The 15,066-nt window shown below is 70.7% G+C and carries 13 protein-coding genes and 2 pseudogenes; 5 read left to right on the top strand and 10 right to left on the bottom strand.

The annotated features are described in order from the left end of the window. Nucleotides 1-342: 342 nt before the first annotated feature. The 3 genes from ACFYZQ_RS31465 to ACFYZQ_RS31455 form a co-directional block, all read right to left on the bottom strand. Nucleotides 343-1,653: a PP2C family protein-serine/threonine phosphatase gene (locus tag ACFYZQ_RS31465; RefSeq protein WP_389155040.1), complete on the bottom strand. Its 1,311-nt coding sequence runs from the start codon at nucleotides 1,651-1,653 to the stop codon at nucleotides 343-345. A gap of 294 nt (nucleotides 1,654-1,947) precedes the next feature. Beyond that, complete coding sequence (locus ACFYZQ_RS31460) at nucleotides 1,948-3,039, bottom strand: NlpC/P60 family protein (RefSeq protein ID WP_389155037.1); 1,092 nt, start codon at nucleotides 3,037-3,039, stop codon at nucleotides 1,948-1,950. Nucleotides 3,040-3,251: 212 nt separating this feature from the next. Beyond that, nucleotides 3,252-4,037: a class I SAM-dependent methyltransferase gene (locus ACFYZQ_RS31455; protein ID WP_389155258.1), complete on the bottom strand. Its 786-nt coding sequence runs from the start codon at nucleotides 4,035-4,037 to the stop codon at nucleotides 3,252-3,254. Between the two features lie 264 nt (nucleotides 4,038-4,301). Between ACFYZQ_RS31455 and mshA the strand changes: the two genes are divergently transcribed. Beyond that, on the top strand, nucleotides 4,302-5,639 hold the full coding sequence (gene mshA / locus ACFYZQ_RS31450; RefSeq protein ID WP_389155034.1) for a D-inositol-3-phosphate glycosyltransferase: 1,338 nt from the start codon (nucleotides 4,302-4,304) through the stop codon (nucleotides 5,637-5,639). Then, nucleotides 5,632-6,135, top strand: a complete 504-nt coding sequence (locus tag ACFYZQ_RS31445; RefSeq protein ID WP_389155031.1) for a YbjN domain-containing protein — start codon at nucleotides 5,632-5,634, stop codon at nucleotides 6,133-6,135. The genes mshA and ACFYZQ_RS31445 overlap by 8 nt, the downstream gene beginning before the upstream one ends. 34 nt (nucleotides 6,136-6,169) lie before the next feature. Here ACFYZQ_RS31445 and ACFYZQ_RS31440 read toward each other — a convergent pair whose 3' ends face one another. Then, on the bottom strand, nucleotides 6,170-6,667 hold the full coding sequence (locus ACFYZQ_RS31440) for a hypothetical protein (protein WP_389155028.1): 498 nt from the start codon (nucleotides 6,665-6,667) through the stop codon (nucleotides 6,170-6,172). Nucleotides 6,668-6,918: 251 nt separating this feature from the next. On the opposite strand from ACFYZQ_RS31440, the gene ACFYZQ_RS31435 reads away from it, so the two are divergent. After that, nucleotides 6,919-8,574 carry a glycosyl hydrolase family 28-related protein gene (locus ACFYZQ_RS31435; RefSeq protein WP_389155025.1) on the top strand — a complete coding sequence of 552 codons (1,656 nt, stop codon included), beginning with the start codon at nucleotides 6,919-6,921 and terminating at the stop codon, nucleotides 8,572-8,574. Here ACFYZQ_RS31435 and ACFYZQ_RS31430 read toward each other — a convergent pair. Continuing rightward, nucleotides 8,553-9,350 (bottom strand): AraC family transcriptional regulator, encoded by a 798-nt coding sequence (locus ACFYZQ_RS31430; protein ID WP_389155023.1) that lies wholly within the window; start codon nucleotides 9,348-9,350, stop codon nucleotides 8,553-8,555. The two genes, ACFYZQ_RS31435 and ACFYZQ_RS31430, sit on opposite strands and share 22 nt — an antisense overlap. Before the next feature lie 49 nt (nucleotides 9,351-9,399). Here ACFYZQ_RS31430 and ACFYZQ_RS31425 point away from each other — a divergent pair, with 49 nt between their 5' ends. Further along, complete coding sequence (locus ACFYZQ_RS31425; RefSeq protein ID WP_389155020.1) at nucleotides 9,400-9,855, top strand: DUF2000 family protein; 456 nt, start codon at nucleotides 9,400-9,402, stop codon at nucleotides 9,853-9,855. A gap of 20 nt (nucleotides 9,856-9,875) precedes the next feature. Here the strand turns inward: ACFYZQ_RS31425 and ACFYZQ_RS31420 are convergent, their stop codons facing one another. Continuing rightward, nucleotides 9,876-11,138: an MDR family MFS transporter gene (locus tag ACFYZQ_RS31420; RefSeq protein ID WP_389155017.1), complete on the bottom strand. Its 1,263-nt coding sequence runs from the start codon at nucleotides 11,136-11,138 to the stop codon at nucleotides 9,876-9,878. A 189-nt stretch (nucleotides 11,139-11,327) separates the two neighbouring features. On the opposite strand from ACFYZQ_RS31420, the gene ACFYZQ_RS31415 reads away from it, so the two are divergent. Then, nucleotides 11,328-12,089 (top strand): phosphoglyceromutase, encoded by a 762-nt coding sequence (locus ACFYZQ_RS31415; protein WP_389155015.1) that lies wholly within the window; start codon nucleotides 11,328-11,330, stop codon nucleotides 12,087-12,089. Nucleotides 12,090-12,180: 91 nt separating this feature from the next. Here the strand turns inward: ACFYZQ_RS31415 and ACFYZQ_RS31410 are convergent, their stop codons facing one another. The 4 genes and pseudogenes from ACFYZQ_RS31410 to ACFYZQ_RS31395 form a co-directional block, all read right to left on the bottom strand. Continuing rightward, nucleotides 12,181-12,477 carry a ribosomal protein L7/L12 gene (locus ACFYZQ_RS31410; protein ID WP_389155012.1) on the bottom strand — a complete coding sequence of 99 codons (297 nt, stop codon included), beginning with the start codon at nucleotides 12,475-12,477 and terminating at the stop codon, nucleotides 12,181-12,183. Nucleotides 12,478-12,491: 14 nt separating this feature from the next. Next, nucleotides 12,492-13,436, bottom strand: a pseudogene (locus ACFYZQ_RS31405) (tyrosine-type recombinase/integrase); the annotation flags it as partial. Nucleotides 13,437-13,609: 173 nt separating this feature from the next. Further along, complete coding sequence (locus tag ACFYZQ_RS31400; RefSeq protein WP_389155011.1) at nucleotides 13,610-13,969, bottom strand: ASCH domain-containing protein; 360 nt, start codon at nucleotides 13,967-13,969, stop codon at nucleotides 13,610-13,612. After that, nucleotides 13,966-14,562: pseudogene (locus ACFYZQ_RS31395) on the bottom strand (hypothetical protein); the annotation flags it as partial. The gene ACFYZQ_RS31400 and the pseudogene ACFYZQ_RS31395, both read right to left, overlap by 4 nt. Nucleotides 14,563-15,066 lie beyond the last annotated feature (504 nt).

Raw genomic sequence — 15,066 nt, 5'->3', positions numbered from 1 at the left:
GCCCAGCGGTCAGCGCTACGGCACCCGGTCCAGCAGGACCACCGCCACGTCGTCCGTCAGCTCACCGCCGTTGAGGTCGCGGACCTCGCTGACCGCAGACCGCAGCAGAGCCCAGCGGTCAGCGCTACGGCACTCGGTCCAGCAGGACCACCGCCACGTCGTCCGTCAGCTCACCGCCGTTGAGGTCGCGGACCTCGCTGACCGCGGACCGCAGCAGAGCCCAGCGGTCAGCGCTACGGCACCCGGTCCAGCAGGACCACCGCCACGTCGTCCGTCAGCTCACCGCCGTTGAGGTCGCGGACCTCGCTGACCGCGGACCGCAGCAGAGCCCAGCGGTCAGCGCTACGGCACCCGGTCCAGCAGGACCACCGCCACGTCGTCCGTCAGCTCACCGCCGTTGAGGTCGCGGACCTCGCTGACCGCGGACCGCAGCAGGTCCTCGCCGGTCAGGCCCCGCTCCAGCTGGCGGCGGACCATCGCCACCATGCCGTCCTGACCGAGGCGTTCCCCGCCCTTGCCGACCCGGCCCTCGATCAGGCCGTCCGTGTAGAGCATCAGGCTCCACTCGGCGCCCAGCTCCACCTGCATCCGCGGCCAGCGGGCGCCGGGAAGCAGGCCGAGCGCGGGGCCGTTGTTGTCCTGCGGCAGCAGTTCCGCGGGCCGCCCGGGGCGGGCGATCAGCGGGGAGGGGTGACCGGCCAGGCACAGGCCGGCGCGACGGCCGTCGGGGGAGAGGTCCACCGTGCAGAGCGTCGCGAAGATCTCGTCGTCCGCGCGCTCGTGCTCCAGCACCTGCTGCAGCGTGTTCAGCAGTTCGTCCCCGCACAGACCGGCCAGCGTCAGCGCCCGCCAGGCGATGCGCAGCTCCACGCCGAGCGCCGCCTCGTCCGGTCCGTGACCGCAGACGTCGCCGATCATGGCGTGCACGGTGCCGTCGGGTGTGCGCACGCAGTCGTAGAAGTCGCCGCCGAGCAGGGCGCGCGAACGGCCCGGCCGGTAACGGGCGGCGAAACGGAGCGAGGAGCCCTCCAGCAGGGGCGTGGGCAGCAGGCCCCGCTCCAGCCGGCGGTTCTCCTGGGCGCGCACCCGTCCCTCGGCCAGCCGCCGCTCGACCGTGTCGGACCGCTTGCGCTCGACGGCGTAGCGGATGGCGCGGCTGAGCAGCCGGCCGTCCAGTTCGTCCCGGAAGAGGTAGTCCTGGGCGCCGACGCGCACGGCCTCGGCGCCGCGTTCGGAGTCGCCGGAGGCGGTGAGCGCGAGCACGGCGTGCCGGGGCGCGAGTTCGAGCACGTGCCTCAGTACGGCGAGCTCGTCGCCGCCGCCCCGGCCGCCGGGGGCGGGCAGCGCGAGGTCCAGCAGGATGCAGTTGACGTCGTCGGTGAGCAGCCGCTCGGCCTCGGTGAGGTTGCGGGCGGTGCGCACGCGGATCGGCTTGCCGGCCGAGTCGAGCAGTTCGGGCACGAGCGGTGAGCCGGCGGGATCGTCCTCGATCAGCAGCAGGGTGAGCGCGGCGTCGGCCGCGGTGGTGTGGGTGGCGGCCGCGTCGCGGTCGGCCTCGTCCTTATGGGGGCCGCCGGCGGTGCGGGCGGCGGTGGGCGCCTGACCACTTTCCGCGGCCGGGATCGCTCGCTGCCGCGGTATGGGTGCGGGCATCGTCCTGGGTTCCTTCCCTCCCCCCGAGGGCGTGGCGGGGCGAGGGACCTCGACCCACCCGGTGGGGACCATAGCGGTACTCGCCACCGCAACGGAATGGTGTGGGCCGGGCCGTCCGGCAGGCAGCCGGTGTCATATGCCGCCTTATCCACCGCAGTTGGACAGGGGGGTGGCGGGGCGGGAATGACGAAGCTCACGTCCCGCCGGGGTTTGGGCGGCTGTTGGGCGTGTACTGGGTCACATGGCGTGCATCACGCCAGTACTGGGCAATCCGGAAACTTCCGGGCATCTGCCTCACGCGTCCGGCCGTACCACCCCGAGTATCGGCATCGACCCCGCCCCGGCGAGCGTCACCGTCCGTCCCGGGCGCGGAGCGTGGATGATGGCGCCGTCGCCCACGTACATCGCCACATGGCTGGCGTCGTCGAAGTAGATGATCAGGTCGCCGGGCCGCATGTCCTTGACGTCGACGTGCTTGAGCTGCTTCCACTGCTCCTGCGAGGTGCGCGGGATGGGGTGCCCGGCGCTCGCCCAGGCCTGCGAGGTCAGCCCCGAGCAGTCGTACGAGCGGGGGCCCTCGGCGCCCCATACGTACGGCTTGCCCATCTGGTGCGTCGCGAACTCGACCGCCTTCCTGCCCTGCCCGGACGCCTTGCCCTTGATCTCGTCGAGGACGCCGGTGTCCAGCCAGGCGGTCTGCGCCTTCGCCGCGGCCTGCCGCTCCAGTTCGGCGAGCTTCTCCTTCTGCTTCTTCGCCAGCCGGTTCTCGAGCTTCTCGGCGGCCGCGATCTGCTGCTTGATCTTCTTCTTGGCGGCGGCCTTGGCCTTGCGGTTCGCCTCCAGCTTGTCCCACTGGGCGGAGGCGTCCTTCGCGTAACTCTTCAAGTCGGTCTGGGTGCGGGTCATTTCCGCGATCAGGCCCTTGGCGGCCCGTTCGCCCTGGAGCACCCGCCCGGCCCCGTCCAGGAACTGCTCCGGGTCGTCGCTCAGCACCAGCTTGGCCGCGTCCGGCAGCCCGCCGCCGCGGTACTGGGCGCGGGCGGCGGCTCCCGCACGGTCCTTCAGCGTGTCCAGCTTCTTCTGACCCGCGACGATCTTCTTCGCCAGCTCGACGATCTCGGCGGACTGCTTGTCGGCCTTCTCCTCGGCGGCGTTGTACTCGTCGGTGGCCACCGCCGCGTCGTGGTAGAGGTCGTCGAGCTTCTCGCGGACCTTCTCCAGGTCCTTGTCCGGCGGGAGGGCCGGTGAGGCGCTGCGGGACGCGCTCGGGGATGCCGTGGGCGTCGGTCTGGGACTGGCGAAGGCCGTGCCCGGCGCCGACAGTACGGTGACCGCGCAGACCACGGTCACGGCAGCCGCGAGCAGACCACGCTTGCCCGTGCCCATACCGGTGCCCCCAAACTGATTAACCGTCAGTAACCTGGTGCCTGGGGGATCGTGCCACGGCGCGGCGCAAAACGACAGGGTCCGCGCCCGGTGAGTCCCTCCCCGCCACTCCTTGCGGGCATGACGATGTCCCCGTCTTTGTGACGTACGACTCACGGAGATCGTTCCCAGGGCCGGTGACCGCCCGGTGGCCTAGGGGTGGCCGGGGCGACTCAGCCCCGTGGCGCCAACGCCTCCCACGCCACGGTCACTTCCCCCTGCCGCCATCTGACCGGCGAGTCCGTCACCGGCCAGTCGGCCGTCAGGTCCCGCACCGAGCGGACCCAGCGCTGGCGGGCCCCGTAGGAGGCGTAGGGCGCGGCGGCGGCCCAGGCGCGGTCGAAGTCACGCAGGAAGGCGTGCACCGGCTCGCCCGGCACATTGCGGTGGATGAGCGCCTTCGGCAGCCGCTCGGCCAGGTCCGACGGGCGTTGGAGGGACCCCAGCCGGGTCGCGAAGGTGACCGTCCGCGGCCCCTCCGGGCCGAGCGCGACCCACACGTGCCGCCGCCCGATCTCGTCGCAGGTCCCCTCCACCAGCAGCCCGCCCCGTGCGTGCCCGTCCGCCGGGGCGAGCCGCGCGCACAGCCGCTGCCAGACGCCGCGCACCTCCTCCTCGTCGTACTGCCTGAGGACGTTGGCGGCCCGGATGAGCTGGGGCCGCCCGGGAACGGGCACCTCGAAGCCGCCGTGCCGGAAGGACAGCCCCTCCCGTTCGTAGGGCTTGGCAGCCGTCACCCGGGCGGGCTCGATCTCGATGCCGACGACACGCGCGCGTGGCGCTGCCGTGCGCAGGCGGGTGAGCAGTTCGACCGCCGTCCAGGGCGCGGCCCCGTAGCCGAGGTCGACGGCGACCGGGTCGGCCGCCCGGCGCAGCGCGGCGCCGTGCGTGGCCGCGATCCAGCGGTCCATGCGGCGCAGCCGGTTGGGGTTCGTCGTCCCGCGCGTCACCGTTCCCACGACGGGGGTCCCCCCGCCCGGGCGACGCCGAGGGTGGGGGAGGGCGGCCACACGGATTGTCATGCGTACGAGGGTAAGCGTGACGGGGTACCCGTAATCCGACCGTGTGTACGCAGCCCGATCTCGAACGGTTGATCGAGATCGGGCAATGATTGGGCAAAGCCGCACGGCCGGGAAATGGAGTGGGGCCGTTCGCTGTTGCACTCCCTGGGAGGGTGCGGCGCGTCCTCCGACCGGCATGCCCGCAGCAAGGAGGAACGCCACGTGAGCCAGTACGTCAGCAGGCTCGGGCGTCGCTCTCCGGCGGCTCCCTCGCGGCTCAGGCTGCACCGCAGGCCCCGCCGTGTCGCCATGCTCTCCGTGCACACCTCACCGCTCCACCAGCCCGGCACCGGCGACGCCGGCGGCATGAACGTCTACATCGTGGAGCTGGCCCAACGCCTCGCCGCGATCAACATCGAGGTGGAGATCTTCACCCGCTCGACCTCCGGAGGCCTCCCGCCCAGCGTCGAACTGGCCCCGGGCGTCCTGGTCCGGCACGTCGACGCCGGCCCCTACGAAGGCCTCGCCAAGGAGGACCTCCCGGCCCAGCTGTGCGCCTTCACGCACGGCGTGATGCAGGCCTGGGCCGGCCACCGCCCCGGCCACTACGACCTGGTGCACTCCCACTACTGGCTCTCCGGCCACGTCGGCTGGCTCGCCGCCCAGCGCTGGGGCGTCCCCCTGGTTCACGCCATGCACACCATGGCCAAGGTCAAGAACGCCAACCTGGCCGACGGCGACACCCCCGAGCCGGCCGCCCGGGTCATCGGCGAGACGCAGATCGTGGCCGCCGCCGACCGGCTGATAGCCAACACCGCCGAGGAGGCCGACGAACTCGTCCGGCACTACGCGGCCGACCCCGGCAAGGTCGCCGTGGTCCACCCCGGGGTGAACCTCGACCGCTTCCGCCCGGCCGACGGCCGAGCCGCCGCTCGCGCCCGCCTGGACCTCCCGCAGGACGCCCTGATCCCCGTCTTCGCCGGCCGCATACAGCCCCTCAAGGCCCCCGACATCCTTCTGCGGGCCGTCGCCGTCCTCCTCGACGAGCGGCCCGAGCTGCGCTCCCGCATCGTCGTGCCCGTAGTCGGCGGCCCCAGCGGCAGCGGCCTCGCCAAACCGGAGGGCCTGCAGAAGCTCGCCGCGCGGCTGGGCATCGCCGATGTCGTACGGTTCCGCCCGCCCGTCGGGCAGGAGCAGCTCGCCGACTGGTTCCGGGCCGCGTCCGTGCTGGTCATGCCGTCCTACAGCGAGTCCTTCGGCCTGGTGGCGATAGAGGCGCAGGCGGCCGGGACCCCGGTGCTCGCGGCGGCGGTCGGCGGACTGCCGGTGGCCGTACGGCACGAGGAGACCGGGTTCCTCGTACAGGGCCATGAACCGGCCGACTACGCGCGCGTGCTCGGCCGGTTCGCCGACGACCCGGGGCTCGCGACCCGCATGGGCTCGGCCGCCGCACATCACGCTCGATGTTTCGGCTGGGACGCCTCGGCCGCCGCGACCGCCGACGTGTACACGGCCGCGACGCAGTCCCACCGTCGTCGCGTACGCTCCCACCATGGGTGATGCGCAGAAGGCGGCCACGCAGGTCATCGGGGATTTCCTGAAGGACGCCGAGCTGGAATGGGAGAGCCCCGGCCCCGGCAACTACGTCGTCAAGCTCCCCGGCACCCGCAAGCTGTCGACGACCGTCTCCCTCCTCGTCGGCCGCCACTCCCTCTCCCTGAACGCCTTCGTCATCCGCCACCCGGACGAGAACGAGGCCGCCGTCCACCGCTGGCTCCTGGAGCGCAACCTCAAGCTGTACGGCATCGGTTACGCCGTCGACCAGCTGGGCGACGTCTACGTCACCGCCCGGCTGCCCCTCGCCGCCGTCACCGCCGACGAGGTCGACCGTCTGCTCGGCCAGGTCCTCGAGGCCGCCGACGGCAGCTTCAACACGCTCCTGGAGCTCGGCTTCGCCACCGCGATCCGCAGGGAGTACGCGTGGCGCGTGTCCCGCGGCGAGTCGACGCGCAACCTGGACGCCTTCGCGCACCTGACACAGCGCTCGGCCGAGTGACCCCGGCCCCGTCCCGGGGCCTGTCCGGCAGGCCCTAGGAGGGGTCCGGCTCGGGCGTCGCGCCATCGCTCGGCTCGGGCGTCGCGCCACCGCTCTTGTCGAGTTCGTCGGCGAACGCCCGCAGGGCGTCGGCCAGTTCCTTCTTGGTCGGCAACTGGTCGACCTTCTTGTCGAGTTCCGTGATGCGCCGGTTCAGCTCGTTCAGATCGCCCGGAGGGGTGGACGCTCCCCCGTCGTCGGAGGGATCGGGGGACGGAACCGGGTCGTCGGGTGAGGTGGAGGTCGGATACGGATCGGTGCCGCCGGTGACGCCCGCGCTGCCTTCCTCGGGGGGATAGGACGTGTCCCCGGAGCCCGGGTCCGAGTCCGAGGGGACGGTGCTCGTGACCCGCTGCCGGGGGCCGGAGTCGTCGCCCGACGACGCGGCCAGGGCCACACCGACGCTGAGGGCGATCAGCGCCGCGGCACCCGCGACGGCGGTCGCGAGACGCCGGAGCGGCAACGAGCGGGTCTTCGGCGAGCGGGTCTTCATGGATGGATCGCGAGGAGTCTGAGGTTCCTGTGCTTTCTGGGTGTCATCCATGGCGGGGACGCTAGCGCGCGCTGATCGCCGGACGGAGGTCTTCCGTCGATTTGCCGACCCTTCGTTCATGAATATGAACGAAGGGTCGGCAGGTTGATCCTTGCAGGACCACTTCCCTGGAGCCGGTTGCGATGGCATGCTCACGGCCGACGCAATCCTGAACGACGTTCATATGGATGAATGTAAAGGGGTGGCTGGACATGAACCACGGGCACGTCAGCAGACGCACACTCCTCGCCGGTGCCACCGCCGTGGCCCTCACCGCGACGACCGGCACGGCGGCAGCCACGACGAGGGAAGTCCCCACCCTGTGGAAGGAGTTCACCCGCACCCCCTTCACCCACCCCCAGATCCCCTACATCGGCCGCGCCGGCTACGGCACCGGAGCGGCGTGCTTCCCCCGCCACCGCGTCGTCGCCGACGTCACCCGCTTCGGCGCCGTACCCGACGGCACCACCGACTGCGCCCCCGCGATCAACCGTGCCATCGCCGCCGCCGGAAGGGCCGGCGGTGGCACGGTCACCATCCCGCCCGGCACCTTCCGCATCGACGGCCTGATCCACATCGGCTACGACAACGTCGTACTGCGCGGCGCCGGAAGCTCACGCACCACGCTGTACGCCACCAAGAACCTCACCGAACTGATCGGCGTCTACGGCTCCCGCTACGGCGGCACCAAGTCGTCCTGGTCATGGGCGGGCGGCCTCATCTGGCTCGCCCCGAAAGCCCGCTGGGACTCCCTGGTCACGGCCATCAAGGCACAGGCCTGGCCCTTCGAGGGCTGGACCGGGAACAAGCGGGACGAGTGGACGACCCTCACCCCCGTCCGGCCCGCACGGCAGGGCGACTGGACGGTCACCGTCGCCGACGCCTCCCGGCTGCGCCCCGGCCGCCTGGTCCTGCTGCGCGTCGCCGACGACACCGCCCACACCCTGCTGCAGCACATGGCGGGCGGCGGGCCGGGACCGGCCGCGTACAACTGGACCGACAAGACCAAGCTGCTGTCCTACGTCCCCTACGAGTGGCCCGTCCGCATCGCACACGTCCACGGCAACCGGATCACCCTGGAACGCCCGCTCCCGGTGGACCTGCGACCCGAGTGGAACCCGCAGTTCACCACGCACGTGAAGGAGCTGACGGGCGCGGGAGTCGAGGGCCTCACCCTGGAGGTGATGGAGACCCCGCAGTCCCCGCACCTCCTCGACAAGGGCTACAACGGCGTCGTCCTCCAGTGCACGTACGACTGCTGGGCCGACGACGTCACCGTCCGCAACGTTGACAACGGCTTCGGACTGGTCGCCGCCTCCTCCTGCACCCTGCGCCGCACCCGGGTCGGCGGCCGGGGCGAACACCACCCGTACTTCTGCCGCGAGGGCTCGCACGACAACCTGATCGAGGACTTCACGATCGAGCAGCGCACGGTCCCCACCCCCGACGGCACCCAGTTGCACGGCATCAACGTGGAGGGCCTGTCGTCGTACAACGTCTGGTCGCGCGGCGACATGCAGATGGGCACCTTCGACTCCCACCGCGGTCTGCCCTTCGCCAACGTCCGCACCGACATCACCGTCAACAACAACGGCCGCCACGGCGGCGACGCCAACGCCGGCCCGCTCTTCGGCGCCCGGTTCACCCACTGGAACATCCGCGTCACCAACCACCGCGCGGGCCTGATGAAGATCGACGGCCTCGCCCCCTACAGCGCCACCGTCGGCGTCGACGAGTGCACCGAGTTCGACCAGATCGACGTACCCGACTTCACCGGCGACCTGCACAGCCGCCTGGAGCTGTACCCCACGACCGGCACCGTCCGCCCCCGCAACCTGTACGAGGCTCAGCGCGCCCTGCGCCGGTAGTGCCCCGGCGTCACGCCCACCAGCTTCCTGAAATGCCGGGTGAGGTGCGCCTGGTCGTAGAACCCGGCCACCGCCGCCACCTCACCCGGCGGCAGCCCGTCCAGCAGCAGGCGGCGGGCCCGCTCGACCCGGCGGGACATCAGGTACTGGTGCGGCGCGATGCCGTACGCCCCGCTGAACGCCCGGACCAGATGCGCCGGATGGGCGTGCAGCAGCCCCGCCGCCTCGTCCAGCGAGACCCCCGCGACGACCCGGGCGTCGAGCAACTCCCGCAGCTCACGGGCGAGTCCCGGACGCCGAAGGGCCCGCGGCACCTCGCTCACGCGCCGCAGATGGTCGTGCAGCCGCTCCCCGACGAGGGTCAGCCTGCTCTCCGCCTCCAACTCGTCGCCGGGCCGCGCGAGGGCGGAGTGCAACTGCCCGACGCGCAGCCGCAGTACCGGATCCCTGAGATCGGGCCCGTCCACGGCGGCCCCGATCAGCTCCTCGCCCAGCCGGCTGCTGTCCAGGTACACCACCCGTTTGCGGAAGCCGCCGGGAGTCGCCGGGGAGCCGTTGTGCGGCACGTGCGGCGGGAGCAGGGTGACCGTGTCGTGCGGGGTGCCGTGCTCGTGCCGCTCCAGGTCGTACCGTACGGCCCCGTCGTCGACGATGAGCAGCGTCCAGGCGTCGTGGACGTGCATCGGGTAGGCGTACTCGGTGAAATGGGCGTGGAAGACCTCGGTGACACCCGGGACACGGGGGCGCCACGCGCTGACTTCCTGCCGGGCTGTCATGCAAAGAACGTACAAGACGGTCCCGGACGGCGGTCGGCAGTCTCATCCCATGAGCACCGAACCCACGACCACGGAATACAACACCACCGAACCGATCCGCTTCGACACCAAGATCGCCGTACTGCTCCGCGAGGACCTGGAAACCTGGCAGCGCCTCAACGTCACCTCCTTCCTGGTCAGCGGCCTCGGCACGACGGTCCCCGAGGTGGTCGGGGAGCCGTACGAGGACGCCGACGGGGTGGCGTACCTGCCGATGTTCCGCCAGCCGGTGCTGGTCTTCGAGGCCACGAAGGAGACGCTGACCGCGGCACACGGACGGGCGCTGTCCCGGGCCCTGCCGCGAGCCCTGTTCACCTCGGACCTCTTCACCACCGGCAACGACCGCGACAACCGCGCGGCCGTACGGGCGGTGGGGACGGGGGACCTGGACCTGGTGGGGCTGGCGGTGTACGGGCCGAGGAACGCGGTGGACAAGGTGGTGAAGGGAGCGCGGCTGCATCCGTGAGGGCCGGGGCGAAGGGGCACTCAGGCCGCGCGCACCTCGCGCTCGGCACCCGCCGCGGCCGGGTCGGCCTGCCGCTCGGTGTGCTCGGGTACGCGACGCATGAGCAGCCCGTACCCGAGCGCCGCGACCGTCCCCACGACCGCGCACATCCCCCACAGCCATGCGGCGCCGAACCGGTCGATGACGAAACCGGACATCAGCGGGGCGACCAGCGCGGCCACCGACCACGACAGCGTGTACACGCCCTGGTAGCGGCCACGCCCGTGCACGGGCGAGAGCCGCACGACCAGCCCGGTCTGCACGGGGGCGTTGACGATCTCGGCCAGCGTCCAGACGCAGACGGTGAGGACGTAGACACCGACCGATCCGGCGAAGGCGGTGAGCCCGAAGCCGTACCCGGCGAGGAGTGCGGACACGACGAGCAGCGTGCGCGGGTCCCGGTGTTCGATGAACCGCGTGACGGGGATCTGCAGCGCGACGATCAGCACACCGTTGACGGCGATCGCCATGCCGTAGTCCGCAGGGGAGAACCCGGCCGACCCCATCGCCACCGGCAGGCCGACCGAGCCCTGCTGGAAGACCAGCGCGACGAGGAAGGACAACCCCACGACGGCCATGTACCGCCCGTCGCGCAGCACGGTTCCGAGGCTTGTGTCGGCCCTGCTCTCCTTGGCGGCGGGCGCGGGCCGCGACTCGGGCAGCCGGGCGAAGACGACGATCGCGCAGGCCAGGGTCATCCCCGCCTCGATGAGGAAGCCCGCCCGGTAGCTGACCTCGGCGATGAAACCGGCGGCCATGGAGGAGACGGCGAACCCCAGGTTGATCGCCCAGTAGTTGAGCGAGAAGGCCCGGACGCGGTCCTCCGGCCGGACGATGTCGGCCATCATGGCCTGCACGGCGGGCCGGGAGGCGTTCGACGCCATGCCGACGAAGAAGGCGACGCCGGCGATGGCGACGGGATCGCTCACAAAGCCCAGCAGCGCCACGGACCCGGCCGTGGACACCTGGGCGACGAGCATCGTCGGCCGCCGCCCGAGCCGGTCGGCCATCACACCCGCGCCGATCGAGGAGACGACCCCGCCGAGCCCGTGCAGCGAGGCGACCAGACCGGCATACGACGCGGAGTATCCCCGGTCGATGGTCAGGTACAACGCCATGAACGTCGCCACGAACGCCCCGAGCCGGTTGACCAGGGTGCTGGTCCACAGCCACCAGAACTGTCCGGGGAGACCGGAGACGGTCTCGCGGGCGGCGCGTCCGAGACGGGCGGCGGCGGTGGTCATGGACTCGGATCCCCCAGATGTAAGCAGCTCAGGACGCGAACACAACTTACAAGCGGGTTGAACGCGGGAGCCACCGATTAACGGATGCCGTGGGCCTGCTGCCTGGCCGGTCGCCTGGTTGCCCTCCTGGCTGTCCGCCTTCCGGGCGGGCCACGCATGCGCCCGAATGCGTGGATTACGCTCTGGGACATGGCCGACGCACCGTACAAGCTGATCCTCCTCCGCCACGGCGAGAGCGAGTGGAACGCGAAGAACCTGTTCACCGGCTGGGTGGACGTCAACCTCAACGAGAAGGGCGAGAAGGAGGCAGTCCGCGGTGGCGAGCTCCTGAAGGACGCCGACCTTCTCCCCGACGTGGTCCACACCTCCCTCCAGAAGCGCGCGATCCGCACCGCGCAGCTGGCCCTGGAGGCCGCCGACCGCCACTGGATCCCCGTCCACCGCTCCTGGCGCCTGAACGAGCGCCACTACGGCGCCCTGCAGGGCAAGGACAAGGCGCAGACCCTCGCCGAGTTCGGCGAGGAGCAGTTCATGCTGTGGCGCCGCTCCTACGACACCCCGCCGCCGCCGCTCGAGGACGGCACGGAGTTCTCCCAGTCGGACGACCCCCGCTACGCGACGATCCCGCCGGAGCTCCGCCCCAAGACGGAGTGCCTGAAGGACGTCGTCATCCGCATGCTCCCGTACTGGTACGACGGCATCGTCCCCGACCTCCTGGCCGGCCGCACGGTCCTGATCGCCGCCCACGGCAACAGCCTCCGCGCCCTGGTCAAGCACCTCGACGGCATCCCCGACGCCGACATCGCGGGCCTGAACATCCCGACGGGCATCCCCCTGTACTACGAGCTGACCCCCGACTTCAAGCCGGTCACCCCCGGCGGCAAGTACCTCGACCCGGAGGCGGCCGCGGCAGCCATCGAGGCGGTCAAGAACCAGGGCAAGAAGAAGTAAGCGCCCACGAAGAAGCCCCCTGCCTGCGGTTTCTCCGCTGGAAGGGGGCTCTTCTCTTGCCCTGGGCCGTCTCTGGGCCGTCTCTGGGCCGTCAGGGCGGTGGGACCGTGCGCTCTCCGGGCTCCGGCTCCTGTCTCCACTCCGCTCTGGCTCCGGCACTTTGGAGCGAAGCGACAGCGGACTGGGCCCTGTACGCAGACAGACCCCCAAGGAGGGTGACGGGCGCTTGGCGCGCCAGGACCCGGCTGTGCCACAAGCTCAGCCCGGTCACCTTGCGCACTGCTCGGATCACATCCATCTCGCGGGACCCGCAGTCGATGAGCACCACCTCGTGAGACGGGTCGTCGCAGAGCAGCGTGTAGTACTCGGTGGACTCCTCGTCGGACATCTCGCCCTCCTGCCTCAGCGAACCGGAGCGTATGCGCCCTCGAAGACGGCAGCCACGGCTTTTCGGGTGCGCCCCTGGCTCGACGGCATGAGATGCGCGTACACGCGGAGGGTCAGGCCCGGGTCTGAGTGGCCGAGGTACTCGGCGAGGGCCTTGATGTTCTCTCTTGCGTCCAGGAGCAGCGAGGCATAGAAATGCCGCAGGGCGTGCATGCCGTTCTCACGGGACTCGGCGTACGACCCGCCCGGTTTCCGCTCCGGGATCACCCCAGCTGAGGCGAGGGCTCGCTTCCACACCTCCTCGTTGAGCGACGTACGCCAGACGTGCCCGCCGCGCGGTCCGGTGAAGATCAGCCGCTTGGTCACCGGATGCCCGTCTGCCACCCTCCACGGCAAGGTGATCTCGACCGGTGGGAATCGCTTCATGTGGGCACGGAGAGCGTCAGCGACTGGACAGGGGAGCGGCACGCCCCGGAGCTTGCCACCCTTTGGCGGGGCGAAGACCGGCTTGCTCCGGCTCAGCTTGAGCTGCTGGACCACGTGGAGGGTGGCCGACTCGAAGTCGATCGCGTCGACGGCCACGCCCAGGCTCTCGCCTTGTCGAGAGCCGCAGCCGCCGCCCAGGTCGACCATGGCTTGGTAGCGCTCGGGCATGCCGGCCCGGACGGCGAAGACCCGTTCCGGCGTCCAGGGTACGACGCGCTTGTTGTCCACGATCGGTGGACGGACTGAGCGGGCGGCGCACGGATTCCGGGGAAGGTGCCCGTCATCCACGGCCGCGCTCAGGGCGGCACGCACGTTGGAGTAGATCGTTCGGGCATACGAGCCACGGACGCCGTTCTCCTGGAGCTGCCGCACCCAATCGCGGATGTGAGCGGGCTGGAAGGAACCGAGGGGGCGCGAACCCAGGTAGGGGTAGGCGTGCAGCCGAAGCTGCGACTCCGTCGAGGCCTGAGGGTTCCGTCCATGGTGACTGCGACTGTCCGCGCGGTGAGCATCGTGCCTCGGCCTACCTGACATCCACAGCTGACATCAACGACGGCGTACGCCCACGGTTCCCAGCGGTCCCCTACCACGGCGCGCGCCAGGGAAGCCGTACGCCCTCTCGGAGGAGCGAGGGCGGCACGGCAGGCTTACTGCGGCAGGAGCTCGATTTCGATGGCGAGCACGCCGAGCGCTTCCTTCTCCGCCGGGTAGATCTCGCGGATATTGGCGAGCTGCTGCTCGCGGGAGGACGCTGGGTTGACGTTCACCTGCCCCTCCCGGTCGAGCAGTTCCTCGAACGTCTTGTATTCCGTGACCCGCTTCACCAGGACGTCACAGGTCTCGTCCGTGCCCTTGATGCGGAAGCGGATGACGTCTCCGGCGGCAAGGTCTACGAGGTGGGGATACTTCACCCGCACCTCGATCGTCTTCTGACCAGAGGCGACGAGGTCGAAATACCGGCGGTAGAGGTTCAGTTCGTGGACACGTGCGGCGGCAGTTTCCGTCATCGGGCGGTAGCGCTCCTAGCAGTTGCACTGGACATGAGCCGACCGAGTTCACCGGCCGAGTACGAGCGGAAGAAGTGGCGGGGGTCGGCGAGTAACACGTCCGCCAGACCGAGCAAGCGGTCAACGTACTCGTCCAACGAGCCGGGCCACTCTCGGGTGTCGAGCATCCACGGGGCCGCACCGTCGGGCAAGGGTGCGCGCCCCTCACGGATGAGGGACTTGGACAGCTTCGCGCCCGTGTCCGTGACCACCTGGGGGCAGAACAGGCGGGCGGGCAACTGCCCGCGGGTGAGGCCGACCGCCTGCAGGGCACCGTCGACGAGGATGCAGCCGGGCATCCAGTCGCTGCCCTTCACCATGACGTACAGCGTGCCGATCGCCTCGCTGATCATGAGTTCCTTGACCAGGTTCCGGTACAGCGTGGCCAGGTCCAGGTATCCGCCATCGGCGGGTTCGATGACGACCTCGTACTCGCCATGGTGCAGACACACAGCCGAAACCGTCGCCCGCTCGAAGCCGTCGTCACGCACACGGGTGCGCTCGGCGTGTTTCTCCGCCCACCCGCAGCCGGGACGCGGACAGGGGAGCCGGAGCCGGAGGCTGAGGCCGGTGAGGGTGCAGCGAGGCACGCGCGCGTGTGACCGGTCGGCGCACCCGCCGTCGTGGCTGACTGTCGTCGGCTGAACTTCACACGGGAGTCCGCCGTACTCCGGTGCACGCGATCATCCCGCTGCCGTCCTCGGTGAGGAACAGGATGAACGTCTAGGAGCCATCCGTAGCCCGAATCTGCCCCAGGCGAACCAGGTGCCATGTTGGCTGAGTAGTTGCCCGGCCTGTGTCAGGTTCGTGGTCTCGATACCCCGATGGCGTGTGTGCCGCAGCCGACGTGCATAGACCTGGGCGAGCGACTCAGCAGACGTAATCTCGTCCCAGACGACGTGAGAACCGCCGCTGCGGAGTGCGGCCAGAGCAGCCACGGACGCCGCATCGCTGCCGACAAGCAGCCGTTCGAATAGGTACCGCTCCACGCCCGTCGCGCCCACCGGGGACCTGTTGTACAGCAGCCGGATACAGCAACCGCAGCAACCGGCCCCATC

Origin of the sequence: Streptomyces sp. NPDC001843 (assembly GCF_042891955.1) — a bacterium.
Lineage (GTDB): Bacteria > Actinomycetota > Actinomycetes > Streptomycetales > Streptomycetaceae > Streptomyces.
The sequence above is the reverse complement of the archived record's forward strand: the minus strand, read 5'-3'. Positions and strand labels throughout refer to the sequence as shown.